We start from the raw sequence: 15601 nt of genomic DNA, 5'->3' as shown, positions 1-15601 counted from the left end.
AGGAGCATAAACACACGAAAAAAGCCCTCCCTATAGGAAGGCTTGAAAAACAAAAGAGTAAACATCACGAGTAGTCCGAATGTATATCTATTGCTTCCCCTTTTCCTCGAAGGTTTCACATTAGCGTATAGGCAGGTCTCCTGACTCATGCTTATTGAATCACATCACCTTCCCATCCTTAGACAGTGGTAATCGAAGTGTTTCGCAGCATTTTACAGTGGCGGGACCGTGTTGGATTTACACCAACTTCCCTATTATCATCTAGTTTTCATTAGATGACCTATACGTGTTTCATATGAGATTATGATAAGTACTATTAGTATACATGAAAACAGAGAATATGACAGTGTTTTTTACTATGGATAGCCAAAGGTAAAGCTAATTTCCGATTCAAACCAATACGATTTCCAACTTCTTCATTAGTCTCTTTGAAACAGATTAGGTTTAACACTCTTACATATTAGCACCTTAATTAAATTTAAAAAAAGATTGACTATTCTCATTTCCCCATGGCGAGTGGAAACAAACATGCTCATGCGTGTGCAATGACTAAATGGTACGGTGCCAATTTTCATTACATTATCTATTTTCAATCAATAACTTGAATTGACGAAACATAGATTTTTTTTTAAAATCAAAGCTTATTTTCTTAAAGTCTTTCCATTATGCTTAGTACTCTGAACAAAACAAGAGAAGGACGATCTTACTTAAGTAAGATTGTCCTTTTCTCTATTACCTCTTATTTTTCATTTAGTTCATTTTTGTTTGGAATAAAGAAAGAGAAAGTAGTACCTTCATTTACTTTACTATGAACGGAAATATGGCCGCCATGTGCATCAATGATATTTTTAGCGATCGCTAGTCCAAGACCCGTTCCCCCACGTCCTCTAGTTCGTGCTTTATCTGCTTTATAGAAACGTTCAAATACATATGGCAAATCAACTTCTGGAATACCAGAACCTGTGTCTTTCACATCAAAGTTAATTCCTTTATCATACTGACGTACAGCTAAAGTAACTTGACCATTTTGTTCGGTATGACGAATCGCATTATGAAGTAAGTTTGTCAATACCTGTTCGATTCGATCAGGATCACATGTAAAGGTTGTAACAAGATGAATATCAAGAGAAAGGGTAATATCTTGCTCCCCTGCTAGGCCTTGGAACTTACGAACAATCCTTTCGCTAAAAGGTTCTACTTCAATTAATTCCATGTTCAACTCAACATGTCCAGCTTCCATACTAGCAATGTCTAATAACTCATTTACTAATCTACCCATTCGTAACGACTCATCGTAGATAATCTTCGCCATTTCTCTCTTTTCTTCGTCAGAGCCAGCAATATCATCAATTATTGCTTCACTATACCCTTGCAACATCGAAATAGGCGTTCTAAGCTCATGAGAAACATTCGCAATGAAATCTTTTCTCAGCTTATCGTGACGACGTTCTTCCGTCATGTCTCGTATAACTGCAACAGCTCCCCTTATCTCATCTTGATCATACAAAGGGGTGATTAAAATCATCCAACTTCTTCCTTGGATTTCAACTTCGCTTACTTGTTCTTTTTCAAAAAGGACCACTTTTTCAAATAATGTTTGCAGCGTAGCTGGTAATGGTTGTTCAATATTGTCATCCATCCCCTGCTCATAATACCAAGATTGAATAAAACGCTCTGCAGGAGGATTCGTTAAGACGATTCGTCCCTTTTTATTCAAAGTGACAACGCCATCTGCCATACTAACCAGAATACGAGCCAGTTGTTCTTTTTCTTGATTTAATGCATGTATATTATTGTTTAATTCACGCCCCATACGGTTAAACGCAATCGCTAATTGACCTATTTCATCATGGGTTAAAACAGGAATTTTTGTTTTAAATTCACCTTGTGCGACCTCTAAAGCAACTTCACGCATCTTACGAAGAGGCGCTGTGATTCTTGTCGAAAGAAAAAAAGCAAAAATTGTTGTTAAAACGATAGCAACACCTGCAGAAAAGTAGATAATTTTTTTTGTATCATTCGAAGCTTCTTCTATAGCCGAGAGCGATTGATATAAAAATACAGCACTATCCTCCAGTGAATCAGGCTGCAAGGGAACACCTACAATCATAATTTCAGAGAGAAACTCTTCGCCATTTCCAGTGAATGGAAAATCGCCTTCTGTCATAACAATCTGTTCTCCAGAGAACACCTGTGACAAGGTTTCATCTGTAAAAAAAGTATCCAGCGCAACTTGATGGGCCTCAGCTTCGTCTGTACTCCATATTTTTTCTCCTTCGACTAAAAATATAACATGCATGTCAAAGGCGTTTGAATACTGTGAGATCGTAGTTAAAGCATCGTTTTCCGTCGTATATCCCTCATAAATATTTGAAATCATCATTGCGTGATTTACAAGCCGTGACTCTGCTTCATTTACATGAAATCGCTCAAATGATTGCAGCAATAATACCATTAAGATTGTTAAAACAACAGATACAAGCAGCAAAATCGTAATCCAAACCTTTCCTACGACACTTCGCCACAACATTATTACTTCACTGCCTCAAATTTATAACCAATTCCCCAAACCGTAGAAATCATCGATGCCGCTTCCGGTGAAATCTTATTCAACTTTTCACGGAGTCGCTTAATATGAGTATCTACCGTTCTTAAATCCCCGAAAAAATCATAGTTCCAAACATCTTTTAACAGTTGTTCACGAGAGAATACTTTGTCTGGAGATTGTGCTAAATAATGAAGTAACTCATACTCTTTAGGCGTTAAACTAATTTCTTGATCAGAAACGGTAACCCTATGTGCATCGTTATCAATCATTAAATGCTGAAAAACAAGAACGTCCTTCGCTTGTGTATCCGTGTGCAAAAATTTAGTAGATGAAGAACGTCTGAGTAACGCTTTTACTCGTAGAATAACTTCTCTAGGACTAAATGGCTTTACAATGTAATCGTCTGTCCCTACCTCAAAACCTTGAACCCGGTTCGCCTCTTCTCCTTTTGCTGTCAGCATCATTACAGGAGTAGCCTTCGTCTTACGAAGCTCTTGACATACTTCGATTCCATCCATTCCAGGCATCATAATATCAAGTAAAATAACATCATATTCGTCAGTTAAAGCCATTTCCAAGGCTTGTTCACCATTTTCCGCTTCTTCCACTTCATAGTTCTCACGTTCTAAATACATTTTTAAAAGTCTACGAATTCGGTCTTCATCATCCACTACTAAAATACGCGCTTCTTTTTCCATCTTTTCTTCCTCCTAATTCAAATCTTCTATATGTAGTCTAACACGAAAGAGTTGTAAGAAAAACATAGCTACCACCAATATCCTTCCTTGCTTATCTTATATATCTTAGCTAGTATTGGAATTAGTAATAAAGTTGAAATCGTCTATTTCCTTAACCTGCAGTACTCACAAAATCACCTTAACAACTGCATAATGAAACTATACCCCTTTATCCTTGAAAAAACCCTCGCCACCAAGCGAGGGTTCGTATCATCAAGCGTACGAGTGAAGACCTGCAATAACAAGGTTTACAAACACTAAGTTAAACATAATTATGGCAAAACCTATCACACATAACCACGCTGATTTTTCACCATGCCAACCTTTTGACAAACGTAAATGTAAATAAGCAGCATAGAACAAAAATGTAACAAGTGCCCAAACCTCTTTAGGGTCCCAGCCCCAGAACCGCGTCCATGCAATCTGCGCCCAAATCATTGCAAAAACAAGACCTCCAAGTGCAAAAACGGGGAACCCAATCGCAATCGCACGATAACTTACTTCATCAATTGCTTGTGGACTAACACCTTTTACGATCGGTTGAATAGCTCCCCCGATTCTTTTTCGCAATACTAGGCGTAATAGCCAATAAATTACTATCCCAGAGAGTAATGACCAAATAACCGTATTAAGATCATTGGCTAAAATGATCGCCGGTGCATCAAATAATGGTTCCATCTTTCCTTCAGTTAACAGCTGACCTTCATTTGGACCTACTAAAGCTGGAAGATTGTAGATCATTTCAGCATCAACATCATTTTCATTCACATAAGCAAATGTTGCCTCATAATTCATTGCATTAAAGATCGAGCCCACTAATATGAAACCCACTAAACTTATTATCGAATACATGATAAGTTCAAGTGCAGCTGTTTGTTTATTCGATTTAGTGAAGTCAAGGGTTCTAATTAAATAAATTAAACCAGCTACAAATCCAATCGATAGAATTCCTTGTCCAAGCGCTGTCGTAATAACGTGAATTTTCAACCAATTACTTTGTAATGCTGGAATTAATGGTGCTACTTCACCCGGAAACATAGAAGCATATGCAATAATCAGCATGACAATAGGCATTGTAAACAAGCCAAGATAATTAGAACGATAAATAGCATAAATAATAACAAAAGCAATACCAATCGCTATCCCAAGGAATGTCATATATTCAAACATATTACTTACAGGGGCATGTCCTGAATAAGCCCAGCGAGTGATGAAATATCCAATTGAAAATGCCGATCCTAGAATCGATAAAATATAACCAATTAATCCCCAACGATTTCCGTTTATTTCCCCTTGTTTGTTACGCCATTTCTTTCCTGTTATCGATACAGTAAAAGTAATTGTCGCACCAAGGTAGAGGAAAAAAGCAATAAATAGCAAATTTCCACTAATTGCTCCCATGACAAAACCTCCTGACAAAAGGTACGAGAATGCTCAGATTCCCTATACCCTCATATTAACCTTCAACTTTTTTTCAATTCTTCTTGCTTTGACTCTTCAGCCTCAACCTGATCAATAGGCGATGACATGTCTGTCTCAGCAATCGCATAATCAATATCCTTACGCAAAGCAAGATAATTTTTATTGGTATGACCAGCAATCCAGACTTCACCATTGATACGTTGTAACCATATACGACGATGAGACCAATATGAACCTTGTACTAAACCCATCATGAAAATGATTCCCCCAACAATTAAGAAAGAAAGAGTATAATCTCTTCTTACTGTCAGTCCGGTTACATGTTTCGTTTCTACATCTATAAACGTCATCTTATAATCATTTTCACCCATCGGTTCTAGATTTGTTCGAATCCCAACAAAACTGACTTCTCCTTCAGGTGTTTGTGGAGTATACATATCAAAAATAAAAACCGGGTTGTCCGGAATTTGCGAACGAGTTGACGGGACATTAGAACTGTTTAAGACATAATCAGGAAAATATTCTCTTATTTCAATTCTGTAACCATCTCCTAAGTCATAGAAGCGATCCGGATTATAGAGATCAATGTCGATTCGTCCTGTTGTTTCACCTGTTGCTTTATTTTCAAGAGTAAAACTCATTGTGTTCAATTCATGAAGTTTATAATCTACCTGATAAAGAGCATATCCATCAAATTTAAACGGATCATTTACACGGATTTTATGACGATCTACTTCCACTAGTTCACCTTCACCAACTACTCCAGTGTCCTCGCTTTTGTATAAGACCGCATCAGTTTGATAGGTTTTAACAATTTGTCCACCAGCACGTTGCATCGCTTCACCAAAAATTTCATCATCTTCATCATATAGTTCAACGAAAAATTCCTCGTTCCCGATATGATATTGTCCGCTTGTACCAGGGATAACCATCGTTTCCCCTTCTCGAACCCATACATTCTCATCAATATACATGCCAGGAAAATAGCGGAGCATACAACCAATTAAAAAGATAATTAAACCAATATGGTTAATATAAGGTCCCCAACGTGCAAAACGACCCTTTTCCGCAACTAAGTTACCATTTTCTTCGGTAATAGTATACTTCTTTGCTTTTAACTTTCTTTTAGCCATTTCAAAAGATTGATCAGTATCTTCCACCTTTGACCTTCCAAATAAACGCTGTCTCTTTAAAAAATTGGCATGACGTGTAACACGCTGTGTTTTTAAAGCGCGATATAATGGAAATACCCGGTCCCAACTCGCAATAAAAAGGGAAATGCCAAGTGATGCAATTAAAAGCATATACCACCAAGAACCATATAAATTATGAAAGCCTAATTGATAGTATAATTGCCCAGTAATCCCATACTCATCGGCATAGTATTGCGCGGGATCCACAGTTGGTGGAATATACATTTCCTGAGGGTAAATCGTACCAACTGCTGATAATAATAAAGTCAGTACAATAATCCAAATACCAACCTTTACCGAAGAAAAGAACATCCATATTTTATCAACGAATGTTGTTGTGTATGTTTGTGAACGACGAGCAACCCCTTCATATTTCATATCAAGAAGTTGTTGCTGATTGTCTTGATCATCGAGCGGTTTTCCGCAGGACTCACAGACAATAGTTCCTTGTGGATTTTCATGCTTACATTCACATGTTATTTTGTTCATTCCCCACACCTCAATTATGTTCCGGGTTTAATCTCTTCCATGAAGTCTCGCACCATTTGCTCTGTCATTCCACCTTGATGAACACGAACAATTGTCCCATATTCATCAATTAATATTGTCGTCGGTAAAGGTGAAATTCCATATGCATCAATCACGTTTCTTCCTTTATCAATCGCAATCGGAAAAGTAAGCCCGTAACGCTCAGCAAAACGTTCTACAGTCAGTCCTGGTTCAGCTGCGTTGACTGCAATGATTTCTACACCCTTTTGTTTATATTCTGTGTATAACTCTTCCATAACGGGCATTTCTTTTACGCATGGCGGACAATAAGTACCCCAGAAATTTAGAAATACTCCCTTACCTTTTAGCCCTTCAAGCTCAATACGTTCCCCTTTTAAATCATTAAGTACAAAGTTGACTGATTCTGCACCAACTTTGGCGACACTTCGATCAGCCATAAAGTTCGAGTAAAACGTATAGGCAAGAGCAATTGCAATAACAGCCAAAATGCTTGATCGCATAATAAGGCGCTTTTGTTTCAACAGACTCCCCCCCTATTTAAACCAATGATTCTATAACAATTTTCTCTATTATAACGTTAGAAACATCACAAAATAAGATTGCTTTATGACGGTTTCGTGACAGCTAACTCACGCAAGTGTTTGACTTCAATTGGCTTAAGAGTTCTCGCATCTCCAGGATTTAAACCACGTAAATTAAGGAAACTATACTGCTCCCGTTTTAGTTTTAAAACGGTATGATTTATCGCATCAAACATTCTTCTTACTTGTCGGTTTCTACCTTCATGAATCGTTAGTTGAATGATCGCTGTCTGCTTTTTCTTATCCATCGAGATCATTTTCACTTTTGCTGGCGCGGTCTTTCCATCTTCGAGCATGATTCCATTTTGAAGTTTTTTCAACGCTTCTCTTGAAGGAATTCCTTTCACTTTCGCAACATAAACTTTTTCAATTTTAAATTTAGGATGCATAAGCTTATTGGCAAATTCCCCATCATTTGTTAGCAAAATCAACCCAGACGTATCATAATCTAATCGACCAACAGGAAAGACTCGTTGTTCAATTTCAAGAAAATCGGTAACAACCGTTCTGCCTTTATCGTCACTCACACTTGAAATAACTCCACTTGGTTTGTAGAGTAAATAATAAACAGGTTCTTCTCGGTCGATAGGGACACCTTCAACTTCAATTTCGTCCTTATTTGGTGTAACTTTGACTCCAAGTTCACGCACTACTTGTCCATTTACTTTTACTTTTCCTTCAATAATAAGTTGTTCTGCCTTACGCCGTGATGTTATTCCAGCTTGGGCAATGACTTTCTGTAACCGTTCCATTTCTTTCACCTCATGTCCCATCATACTCTTTCAAAAATGAATTCTCAAGCTTAAGAAGCCTCCGTCACATGATTGACGTAAAAAACTTTTATTAGAATAATTTGTTAATTCTTCTTATGTAATGACAAATAAGTGAGCTTAACAAAACTCAACAAATCAAAACAAAACGAGAGCTGTTCGAAAAAAGGCAATAAAAACGGGTTAAATAACGAAAACACAGACTTATATTTTAGTCAGATCTTATTAGCGGACAACAGATCCGCTATTTCCTAAAAATCTTCTTGTTTTATGGTTTGATTGAATGGATACGTTATTCTCATAATGATAAGAAATAGACTGTTAGTTAACGGTATAGCGGAACCAGTGTCCGCTCAAACAAATTACTCATCGTATTTATTAGATTTTCACTTCTTATAGCTACTATTAAGCTAAATTGACTCAACAAACAGTGAGGAACAAACAATAAAGAGACCAAATCTAATACGATTTGGTCTTTAAACATGTTATTTGAAAAAATTACCTCGTGCAAAAACAAAACCCACTAGTAACTTATTAGATTAAATTCCCAATGAAATATACTTCGTTTCTAAAAATTCTTCAATACCGTGATGGCCACCCTCTCGACCTAAACCGCTTTCTTTAAAGCCACCAAACGGAGCTTGAGCAACAGCCGGAAGACCATCATTGACACCAACAATCCCATACTCTAAAGCTTCACTCATTTTAATAGCATTGGATAGGTTTTGTGTAAATAAGTAAGCAGCTAAACCAAATCTTGAGTCATTAGCACGCTTTATTACTTCATCAATAGAATTGAAAGTCGTTATAGGCGCAATTGGTCCAAACGTTTCTTCGTTCATACAAATCATTTCATCAGTCACTCCAGCTAAAACAGTTGGCTGATAGAAAAGACCAGAAATTAACCCCCCTCCAACTAATACAGAAGCTCCTTTTTCTTTTGCATCTTCAATTTGCTCTCTTACTTTTGTAATTGCAGCTTCATCTATAAGTGGACCGATATCAACCCCTTCTTTTAATCCATCCCCTACAGAAAGATCTCTTACTTTTTCAATAAATTTAGCTAAAAAAGGATCAATCACATCTTCATGAACATAGATTCGATTTGCACATACACATGTTTGACCAGCATTCCGGAACTTAGATGCAATCACTCCTTCTACTGCCAAATCAAGTTCTGCATCATCCATAACGATAAACGGTGCATGCCCGCCTAATTCTAATGAGATCTTTTTCACTGTATCAGCAGCTTGTCTCATCAGAAGTTTCCCAACTTCAGTTGAACCTGTGAACGTAATTTTTCTTACGCGATCATCACTCATCCAAGCTGAACCAATCTCTTGAGGGTTACCAGTCACGACATTAATAACACCGTCGGGCATTCCAGCTTGTACGGCTAGTTTAGCTAAATATAACGCAGTAAGAGGCGTTTGTTCAGCGGGTTTAATAACTGCCGTACAGCCTGCCGCTAAAGCAGGTGCAATTTTGCGTGTGATCATGGCAGCAGGAAAATTCCATGGTGTGATCGCAGCAATAATACCAACAGCCTGCTTTTGAACCAAAATTCTCTTATTGGCAAACGTTGCAGGAATGGTTTCCCCGTAAATTCTTTTTCCTTCTTCTGCATACCAAGAAATAAAACTGTTTGCATAATTTACTTCACCAAGAGCTTCTTTTAAAGGTTTACCTTGTTCTAACGTCATTAGTTTGGCGATCTCATTTTCTTCATCTTTAATTAATTGATGCCATTTAAAAAGCAATTCACTTCGTTCAAGAGCTGTTTTAGCTTGCCAGCTTGGAAATGCTTGATAAGCTGCATCAACAGCTTGCTTGGCTTCAGATCTCCCTCCACTAGGAACGCTTCCAATTATTTCTCCGGTAGCAGGATTTGTAACATCCAAGGTCTCTTTTAAGGAAATCCATTTTCCACCAATTAATAAATCCCAATTATTCATAATTGTCTCCTCCTAGTGACTAAATTAACAGCTGAAATATGTAATCATAAATGTAAACTCTCTTTATTTTTTCAGACAACTGTTGAAAAATCAATTAAAAAAATTGATTTGAAACATTTTTAACATGTGATAAGATAAAAAGATTCTATTAAAAAAACGAGGCTATTGAAAAAAGTAGGCTTTCCCTTTTTCAATAGCCTCGAAAACACTTTTAAGGGTATTCAGCAGAAAGACATTTTATCTGCGTTCCTACACACCAAATACATAGCTTACAATGATGATCGAAGCAACAATTCCTACAACATCAGCTAATAAACCAACTTTTAAAGCATCCCCCATTTTCTTTATTCCAACAGCTCCAAAATAAACGGTCAGAACATAAAACGTTGTATCCGTACTTCCTTGCATCGTTGAAGCCAATCTCCCAATAAATGAGTCAGGTCCGTGCGTCGCGATTAAATCTGAAGTCATCCCAAGAGCTCCTGTTCCAGAAATAGGTCGAATCATAGCTAATGGTACAATCTCAGAAGGAACTCCAATCGCTTGCAATGCTGGTTTCATTAATTCGATAATGAAATCCATTGCGCCAGACGCTCGGAAAACCGAAATCGCTACAAGCATGCCAACGAGATAGGGAATAATCGAGATCGCCATTGTAAATCCTTCTTTTGCCCCTTCCACAAATGTTTCATAGGTTGGAACTTGCTTATACGTACCATACATCAGAACAAAAGCAATTAGAACTGGTATGAACCATATTGAAATAACTGTGATCCATCCCATTTAAGCTCGCCCCTTCCTCACACGTTTAAAATAAAAATAGCGATCAATCAGTAATGCTCCTAATGTCGAACAAGTGGTTGCGACAAGAGTGGTTCCAACAATTTCTGTTGGTGAAACGGAACCGTAACTCATCCTTATTGATATAACCGTTGTTGGAATGAGTGTAATACTTGCCGTATTAATAGCTAGTAATGTAATCATCGATCGACTAGCTGCATCACTTCCTCCATTTAAGTCTTTCAGTTGTTGCATCGCCTTTATCCCCATTGGAGTCGCAGCATTTCCAAGTCCAAACAAGTTCGCAGTCATATTCGATAAAATATAGCCCATGGCAGGATGGTTAGCTGGCACCTCGGGAAAGATACGAGTTGCCATTGGCCGCATAAGTTTAGCTAATAGACTTAAAAGACCGCCCTCCTGTGCAATTCTCATTAGCCCTAACCAAAAAACAAGTATACTAATTAATCCGAAACAAATAGTTACAGCATCTTTTGCCCCTGCAAAAATTGCTTGATTCACTTCTTCCATTCTGCCATTTACCGCCCCAAATCCAATGCCGATCACGAGCATCGCAACCCATATTTTATTAATCACTGCTTCTCACCCCAATTGTGAAAGAAAAAATGTCAATAAATCTAGCCCAAAATCCTTTCTTTTCTTCCACTTCCGGAGCATCATATAATAATGGTATTTGACCAATTAGATCATCATTTATTTTAAATTCAACTTTTCCCACTGGTTGAGGTGGTGCGTAATTTTGTGAACGAATTTTTCCCGGTGGTCGATACAAAGTGATTTCTTTAATTAAAGCATCTTGCTCAGAATTAGTTAAAGGGTATTCAAACGAATACGGGGCATACACGTGGTCCTTGTAAAACTCGTCATCAATTTCTAATAGAATCCCTTCTTCAACTAGAACTTCCATTGTATACGCGTTAAATGCCCAATTGAATAAATTCATATGATCATGCCAATCACTAGGAGCATTAAGGGTTACCGCAATTAAATTGGTCCCATCTTTTTTTGCTGTTGATACAAGTGTTCGTTTTGCACGCTTTGTATACCCCGTTTTTCCCCCTGTTGAATATTTATAAAGCTCTGTCAACAAACGGTTTTTGTTACGCCATACCCTAATTTGTTCGCCATCCACACGGTAACTTTTGGTTGAAACAATCGTGCGATACTGATCACTCCCCATTGCATATTGCGTTAATAATGCCATATCATAAGCACTTGAATAATGATCTTCATGATCATCTAAACCATGGGGATTCTGAAACATCGTGTTATTCATTCCAATTTCTTTCGCTTTTTCATTCATTAAATAAATAAAGCCTTCAAGACTTCCACCGACATGTTCTGCAATCGCTACAGCTGAATCATTTCCGCTTCTAAGCATAAGACCATACACTAAATCTTCTAACTTAATTTTCTCTCCAGCTCTTAAATACAGGGAGGAACCCTCCGTCCCTTCTGCTCTTGAAGTGACTTTGACCATCTCATTCATTTTTCCAGACTCTATCGCTAGAATAGCCGTCATAATTTTCGTAATACTCGCAATCCTCATTGGTGTATTCTCATTTTTCCCGTATAAAACCCTTCCAGATTCCTGCTCAATGAGGACAGCAGCTTGAGCAGAAACAGAGAAGTTCCTTTGCTCGGCTAGAGCATGTAAGGGTACATTAGTCACAATAACTAAAACTGCAATCAGTATAAGTGCAAGTTTTCTTCCCATTTTAATCCCGCCCTGTCATTTAATGTAGTCCCCTGATGTGAAACGTTATGCTTGTCTTTTCTTCTCTTACTAGCAATGTCTATGCAGGACAACCAATGTTATGACTAGAACAGATAATTATTCATTAACTACTAGTTTTATCTTTACTAAATGAGGTAATACTGAATAGATAATTTGGTATGAGATGAGGAATGATGTCATTTGCTATTAGATCTTGCTAATATTTTAGGGCGTATCCTAACAATTTTCCCTCTTTTACTTGGAGCGACATTATTCATGGGGAAAAGATCAATCGGCGAAGTGCCGATCTTTGATTTTCTCATTTTTGTTACGCTTGCAAGTGTTTCTGGCGCTGATTTAGCCGATCCTTCTGTTAGTCATATTTATACAGCCTTTGCAATTGTTGCAATTGGCTTCTTTCAAAAAGCTGTTGCAATGATCGTATTAAAAAGGCGTAGGTTAGGAAAAATAATTACCTTTGAGCCTACTGTTGTGATAAAAAATGGGCAATTATTAATTGATAATCTAAAATCAATTCAATATACAATCGATAATGTCTTTCAGTTACTCCGTCAGAAAGATGTATTCGATATAAATGATGTCCTACTAGGTATTATTGAAGCAAATGGGGACCTTAGTATTCAAAAAAAGCCCGAGAAGTCAGCTCCTAGTATGGAGGATTTAGGGATTAAAAAGAAAAATAGTGGATTATCTTATCCCGTTATCATTGAAGGAATTATGCAAGAAGAAATTTTAAAAGAACTCAATATTACAAAAGAAATCCTCCGTACGCGTTTGCATAACGAAGGCATCGTTCGTATTGAGAGTATTTTTCTTTGTATGATGAATGACGAAGGGAAACTTAACCTCGCTTATACACGAAAGGACGAAAAATACCAACGCATTCAACACTGATAGCCATATTTCATTAAAGAACGATTATTATAGCTTTGTCGGTTCACATCTACACACTTCTCCTCCACAAATGGTTAATATAAGCGATCTAAAAAACAGCCCTCTGTAATTATTTATCATCTAACTAGCAAATAAAAACATTCCCAAATTCAACCATTGGGAATGTTTTTATAAACGAACTATGTACCTTTACTCTTTTAAATATCCACTCATTCTCTAACAATGTTTTATTTTTCAGTTTGAAAAAGAGAAATTAACTAAATTTGCTTGAAACAACTTAATGTTTACAGCCACTAATAACTTATACTTAATTTGTGACATTTTTAATGTATCGTTATTTCTTTCGTATAACCATATTCACTTAATTCCCAATACTTCCCATAAGCTGGTCAAAATAAAAAAAATTCGGACCACACCTCTAATCAAACAGACCCCCTCCATTATCTGTTTCTTATTTCTATTATTGGGCAAACTATATTGAAACATCGTTTTAAGAAGTAATTTAAGGAGTGTTTACATGACAGGAATTAGCAGTGCTTTTCGATTATTGTTGATTTTAACCTTTCTTTCAGGCTGCAATGTCGGAAATATGGTAAAAACGGAAAAAGATGAATTATTATTTAATGAAATTAATGAGTTACAACACCTGATTGAAGAGGAAGAATGGGACGATGTCCGATCAAACATTTCCGCATTTGAAAAAAGATACACACAGCAAAAATGGAAGTTGCAACTTTTAGCAGCACAAAGCGATTACCAAGATATTGGATTAGAGGTTGAATTGCTTAAAGAATACGTAAAAGATGAGGATGAGGTAGAATGTCTGTTAAGATTAAGACAGATCCATTATCGATTAACTAACATTTATAATATGTAAAATAGCCGAAAGGACTAGCTCAAAAATCTGAGATAGTCCATGTTAATTCATCATGTTTTTAAACTTTTAAATTCATTTTAACACTCGGCTCTTCCTGCTCAAGTTTTTCCATTCGTATTTCTAACCAAATCTATAACATCTAGAATTTGTACCAACGCTTCGGTATACCTTTCTTTAGCTACCTCCTTTTGATTGAATTGCAAACGTTTCAAAATTCACTTGTACTTTTGGCATTTGCTAAAGCTTGCCTATTTTCTGTGCCCACTGTCACCTTTTTAACGCCTCGTTAAAAGAGTGCTAACCTTATTTTATCCCCGTAAGCGAAGTTATATATTCTCGAAATTAATCGCTCTCTACCGAATAAAAGCTATGATAAAAATCAGTTTTTTTGAAGCATAACCGCTGCTTCTTTTTGCCCTCTATAAAGGCTTTTTAATCCGCAGGTGCGCAACGTCCGGAGTATTGCCACTTCCTCATATCTTTTAAGGTCGGTTTTCACCTTCAGCTTCTTTGGTTTGACTTCTTTTTCTTGTTATAAACCATTTTCTAATGAAGGCAAACATATAACTAATTCTTGAAACATATAGGTAGATTAATTAAGGACATGCACTAAATCTTAGATAGAGGGGGAAGAACGATTGGCTTTCCTATATGAGCATGGGTGGCTCTTATTTATTCTTTCAGAAGGACTAACTTGGCTAGCTGCGCTGGTGTTTTTAATTAGCCGGTACCGACTGAAGTTAGATCGTCTTAGTCACTGGTGTTTGCTACTCATAGTCTTATGCACTATTTTCCAAGCTTTATTAGCTTTAGTAAATTATTACTTCACAGGCAAAGTTTCTTTCTTTCAAGTAGTTATTATTGTTTTTATTATCTATGCTAGTACTTTAGGAAAATCAGATTTTGAACGTTTGGATACGTATATACAGCACAAATGTAAGAGGTATCGCAAATTTAATGAGATAGATGGACCAACCGATAAAGTCAGAACTTATATAAAGGATCGCCAACAGTTATTTTTTATACATACGACTGCTTTATTTGTTATTCACTTCGCCTGGTTTATGATCGATAGCAAGACTTCTGATCGTAAATTCTTTTTATTTAATGAATGGATTCAACACCCACATCAAGGTTTTTACAATAATCCTGTTTTCAACATCATTAGTTATGTGTGGAGTATAGTATATATCATTGATGTATCTTTTTTTCTGAGTTGTATATTACTTTGGTGGATTAGGCAACTAAGAAATGTATGAACAGAAGAGTGAATAACTTTAAATAAACAGTAACAGGATTCCCTGCTACTGCTTTCTATCTAAATTACTGATTATTGTTAAATTGTGGTTCTTCTTGAAGGACTTGATCATAGCGAGTTTGTAATTGTTGCACAATGTTTTTTTGTTGCTGAGCTAGCTGTTGGAACGTTTGTTTTGCTTGCTGATTTTCTGTTTCAAGACTGAATTGAGTTAAACTTGCCTCAACGCTTTGGGCTGAAGCTAATGCTTGTTGAATTTGAGTTTGAACAGTCATTTTATGCCTCCTAAGTATAGTACTTTAAAAGTGTATACACCT

15 protein-coding genes and 1 riboswitch are annotated in these 15601 nt (G+C 36.7%); of the genes, 4 read left to right on the top strand and 11 right to left on the bottom strand.

Annotated features, from left to right (window positions below; translation table 11 throughout):
• Nucleotides 1-113 precede the first annotated feature (113 nt).
• Nucleotides 114-299: riboswitch (cobalamin riboswitch) on the bottom strand.
• A 210-nt stretch (nucleotides 300-509) separates the two neighbouring features.
• Nucleotides 510-605 carry a hypothetical protein gene (locus LDX58_RS26625; protein ID WP_227936134.1) on the top strand — a complete coding sequence of 32 codons (96 nt, stop codon included), beginning with the start codon at nucleotides 510-512 and terminating at the stop codon, nucleotides 603-605.
• Between the two features lie 134 nt (nucleotides 606-739).
• On the opposite strand, the gene LDX58_RS07090 is transcribed toward LDX58_RS26625, so the two are convergent.
• The 10 genes from LDX58_RS07090 to LDX58_RS07045 all read right to left on the bottom strand — a co-directional run bounded on the left by LDX58_RS07090 (nucleotide 740) and on the right by LDX58_RS07045 (nucleotide 12234).
• On the bottom strand, nucleotides 740-2530 hold the full coding sequence (locus LDX58_RS07090) for an ATP-binding protein (RefSeq protein ID WP_227936133.1): 1791 nt from the start codon (nucleotides 2528-2530) through the stop codon (nucleotides 740-742).
• Between the two features lie 2 nt (nucleotides 2531-2532).
• Nucleotides 2533-3246 (bottom strand): response regulator transcription factor, encoded by a 714-nt coding sequence (locus LDX58_RS07085; RefSeq protein WP_227936132.1) that lies wholly within the window; start codon nucleotides 3244-3246, stop codon nucleotides 2533-2535.
• Nucleotides 3247-3498: 252 nt separating this feature from the next.
• Nucleotides 3499-4686: a c-type cytochrome biogenesis protein CcsB gene (ccsB, locus tag LDX58_RS07080; protein WP_227936131.1), complete on the bottom strand. Its 1188-nt coding sequence runs from the start codon at nucleotides 4684-4686 to the stop codon at nucleotides 3499-3501.
• A 62-nt stretch (nucleotides 4687-4748) separates the two neighbouring features.
• Nucleotides 4749-6389 carry a cytochrome c biogenesis protein ResB gene (gene resB, locus LDX58_RS07075; RefSeq protein WP_227936130.1) on the bottom strand — a complete coding sequence of 547 codons (1641 nt, stop codon included), beginning with the start codon at nucleotides 6387-6389 and terminating at the stop codon, nucleotides 4749-4751.
• Nucleotides 6390-6403: 14 nt separating this feature from the next.
• Nucleotides 6404-6931 carry a thiol-disulfide oxidoreductase ResA gene (resA, locus tag LDX58_RS07070; RefSeq protein WP_289623466.1) on the bottom strand — a complete coding sequence of 176 codons (528 nt, stop codon included), beginning with the start codon at nucleotides 6929-6931 and terminating at the stop codon, nucleotides 6404-6406.
• 83 nt (nucleotides 6932-7014) lie between these two features.
• Nucleotides 7015-7743 (bottom strand): pseudouridine synthase, encoded by a 729-nt coding sequence (locus tag LDX58_RS07065; protein WP_227936129.1) that lies wholly within the window; start codon nucleotides 7741-7743, stop codon nucleotides 7015-7017.
• A gap of 557 nt (nucleotides 7744-8300) precedes the next feature.
• On the bottom strand, nucleotides 8301-9716 hold the full coding sequence (locus LDX58_RS07060; RefSeq protein ID WP_227936128.1) for an NAD-dependent succinate-semialdehyde dehydrogenase: 1416 nt from the start codon (nucleotides 9714-9716) through the stop codon (nucleotides 8301-8303).
• 249 nt (nucleotides 9717-9965) lie between these two features.
• Nucleotides 9966-10499: a spore maturation protein gene (locus tag LDX58_RS07055; RefSeq protein ID WP_227936127.1), complete on the bottom strand. Its 534-nt coding sequence runs from the start codon at nucleotides 10497-10499 to the stop codon at nucleotides 9966-9968.
• A complete protein-coding gene (locus LDX58_RS07050; RefSeq protein ID WP_227936126.1) occupies nucleotides 10500-11093 on the bottom strand; it encodes a nucleoside recognition domain-containing protein in 594 nt (197 codons plus the stop codon). It abuts the gene before it with no gap.
• Entirely contained in the window at nucleotides 11086-12234 is a 1149-nt protein-coding gene (locus LDX58_RS07045; RefSeq protein WP_265416595.1) for a D-alanyl-D-alanine carboxypeptidase family protein, read from the bottom strand. The genes LDX58_RS07050 and LDX58_RS07045 overlap by 8 nt, the downstream gene beginning before the upstream one ends.
• Before the next feature lie 276 nt (nucleotides 12235-12510).
• On the opposite strand from LDX58_RS07045, the gene LDX58_RS07040 reads away from it, so the two are divergent.
• The 3 genes from LDX58_RS07040 to LDX58_RS07030 all read left to right on the top strand — a co-directional run bounded on the left by LDX58_RS07040 (nucleotide 12511) and on the right by LDX58_RS07030 (nucleotide 15285).
• A complete protein-coding gene (locus LDX58_RS07040) occupies nucleotides 12511-13149 on the top strand; it encodes a DUF421 domain-containing protein (RefSeq protein ID WP_227936125.1) in 639 nt (212 codons plus the stop codon).
• Nucleotides 13150-13666: 517 nt separating this feature from the next.
• Complete coding sequence (locus LDX58_RS07035; RefSeq protein ID WP_227936124.1) at nucleotides 13667-14026, top strand: DUF4363 family protein; 360 nt, start codon at nucleotides 13667-13669, stop codon at nucleotides 14024-14026.
• Nucleotides 14027-14664: 638 nt separating this feature from the next.
• On the top strand, nucleotides 14665-15285 hold the full coding sequence (locus LDX58_RS07030) for a hypothetical protein (RefSeq protein WP_227936123.1): 621 nt from the start codon (nucleotides 14665-14667) through the stop codon (nucleotides 15283-15285).
• A gap of 64 nt (nucleotides 15286-15349) precedes the next feature.
• On the opposite strand, the gene LDX58_RS07025 is transcribed toward LDX58_RS07030, so the two are convergent.
• On the bottom strand, nucleotides 15350-15559 hold the full coding sequence (locus LDX58_RS07025; RefSeq protein WP_227936122.1) for a DUF1657 domain-containing protein: 210 nt from the start codon (nucleotides 15557-15559) through the stop codon (nucleotides 15350-15352).
• Between the last annotated feature and the right edge of the window lie 42 nt (nucleotides 15560-15601).

This window comes from Alkalihalobacillus deserti (assembly GCF_020734105.1).
Lineage (GTDB): Bacteria > Bacillota > Bacilli > Bacillales > Bacillaceae_D > Halalkalibacter > Halalkalibacter deserti.
Note: the sequence above shows the minus strand (reverse complement) of the source record. Positions and strands in the feature narration are given on the sequence as shown.

Excerpts from the sequence above, each read along its gene's own strand:
- LDX58_RS26625 (WP_227936134.1), top strand. The coding sequence starts at position 510 with ATGGCGAGTGGAAACAAACATGCTCATGCGTGTGCAATGACTAAATGG.
- LDX58_RS07090 (WP_227936133.1), bottom strand. The coding sequence starts at position 2,530 with ATGTTGTGGCGAAGTGTCGTAGGAAAGGTTTGGATTACGATTTTGCTG.
- LDX58_RS07085 (WP_227936132.1), bottom strand. The coding sequence starts at position 3,246 with ATGGAAAAAGAAGCGCGTATTTTAGTAGTGGATGATGAAGACCGAATT.
- ccsB (WP_227936131.1), bottom strand. The coding sequence starts at position 4,686 with ATGGGAGCAATTAGTGGAAATTTGCTATTTATTGCTTTTTTCCTCTAC.
- resB (WP_227936130.1), bottom strand. The coding sequence starts at position 6,389 with ATGAACAAAATAACATGTGAATGTAAGCATGAAAATCCACAAGGAACT.
- LDX58_RS07065 (WP_227936129.1), bottom strand. The coding sequence starts at position 7,743 with ATGGAACGGTTACAGAAAGTCATTGCCCAAGCTGGAATAACATCACGG.
- LDX58_RS07060 (WP_227936128.1), bottom strand. The coding sequence starts at position 9,716 with ATGAATAATTGGGATTTATTAATTGGTGGAAAATGGATTTCCTTAAAA.
- LDX58_RS07055 (WP_227936127.1), bottom strand. The coding sequence starts at position 10,499 with ATGGGATGGATCACAGTTATTTCAATATGGTTCATACCAGTTCTAATT.
- LDX58_RS07045 (WP_265416595.1), bottom strand. The coding sequence starts at position 12,234 with ATGGGAAGAAAACTTGCACTTATACTGATTGCAGTTTTAGTTATTGTG.
- LDX58_RS07040 (WP_227936125.1), top strand. The coding sequence starts at position 12,511 with ATGGGGAAAAGATCAATCGGCGAAGTGCCGATCTTTGATTTTCTCATT.
- LDX58_RS07035 (WP_227936124.1), top strand. The coding sequence starts at position 13,667 with ATGACAGGAATTAGCAGTGCTTTTCGATTATTGTTGATTTTAACCTTT.
- LDX58_RS07025 (WP_227936122.1), bottom strand. The coding sequence starts at position 15,559 with ATGACTGTTCAAACTCAAATTCAACAAGCATTAGCTTCAGCCCAAAGC.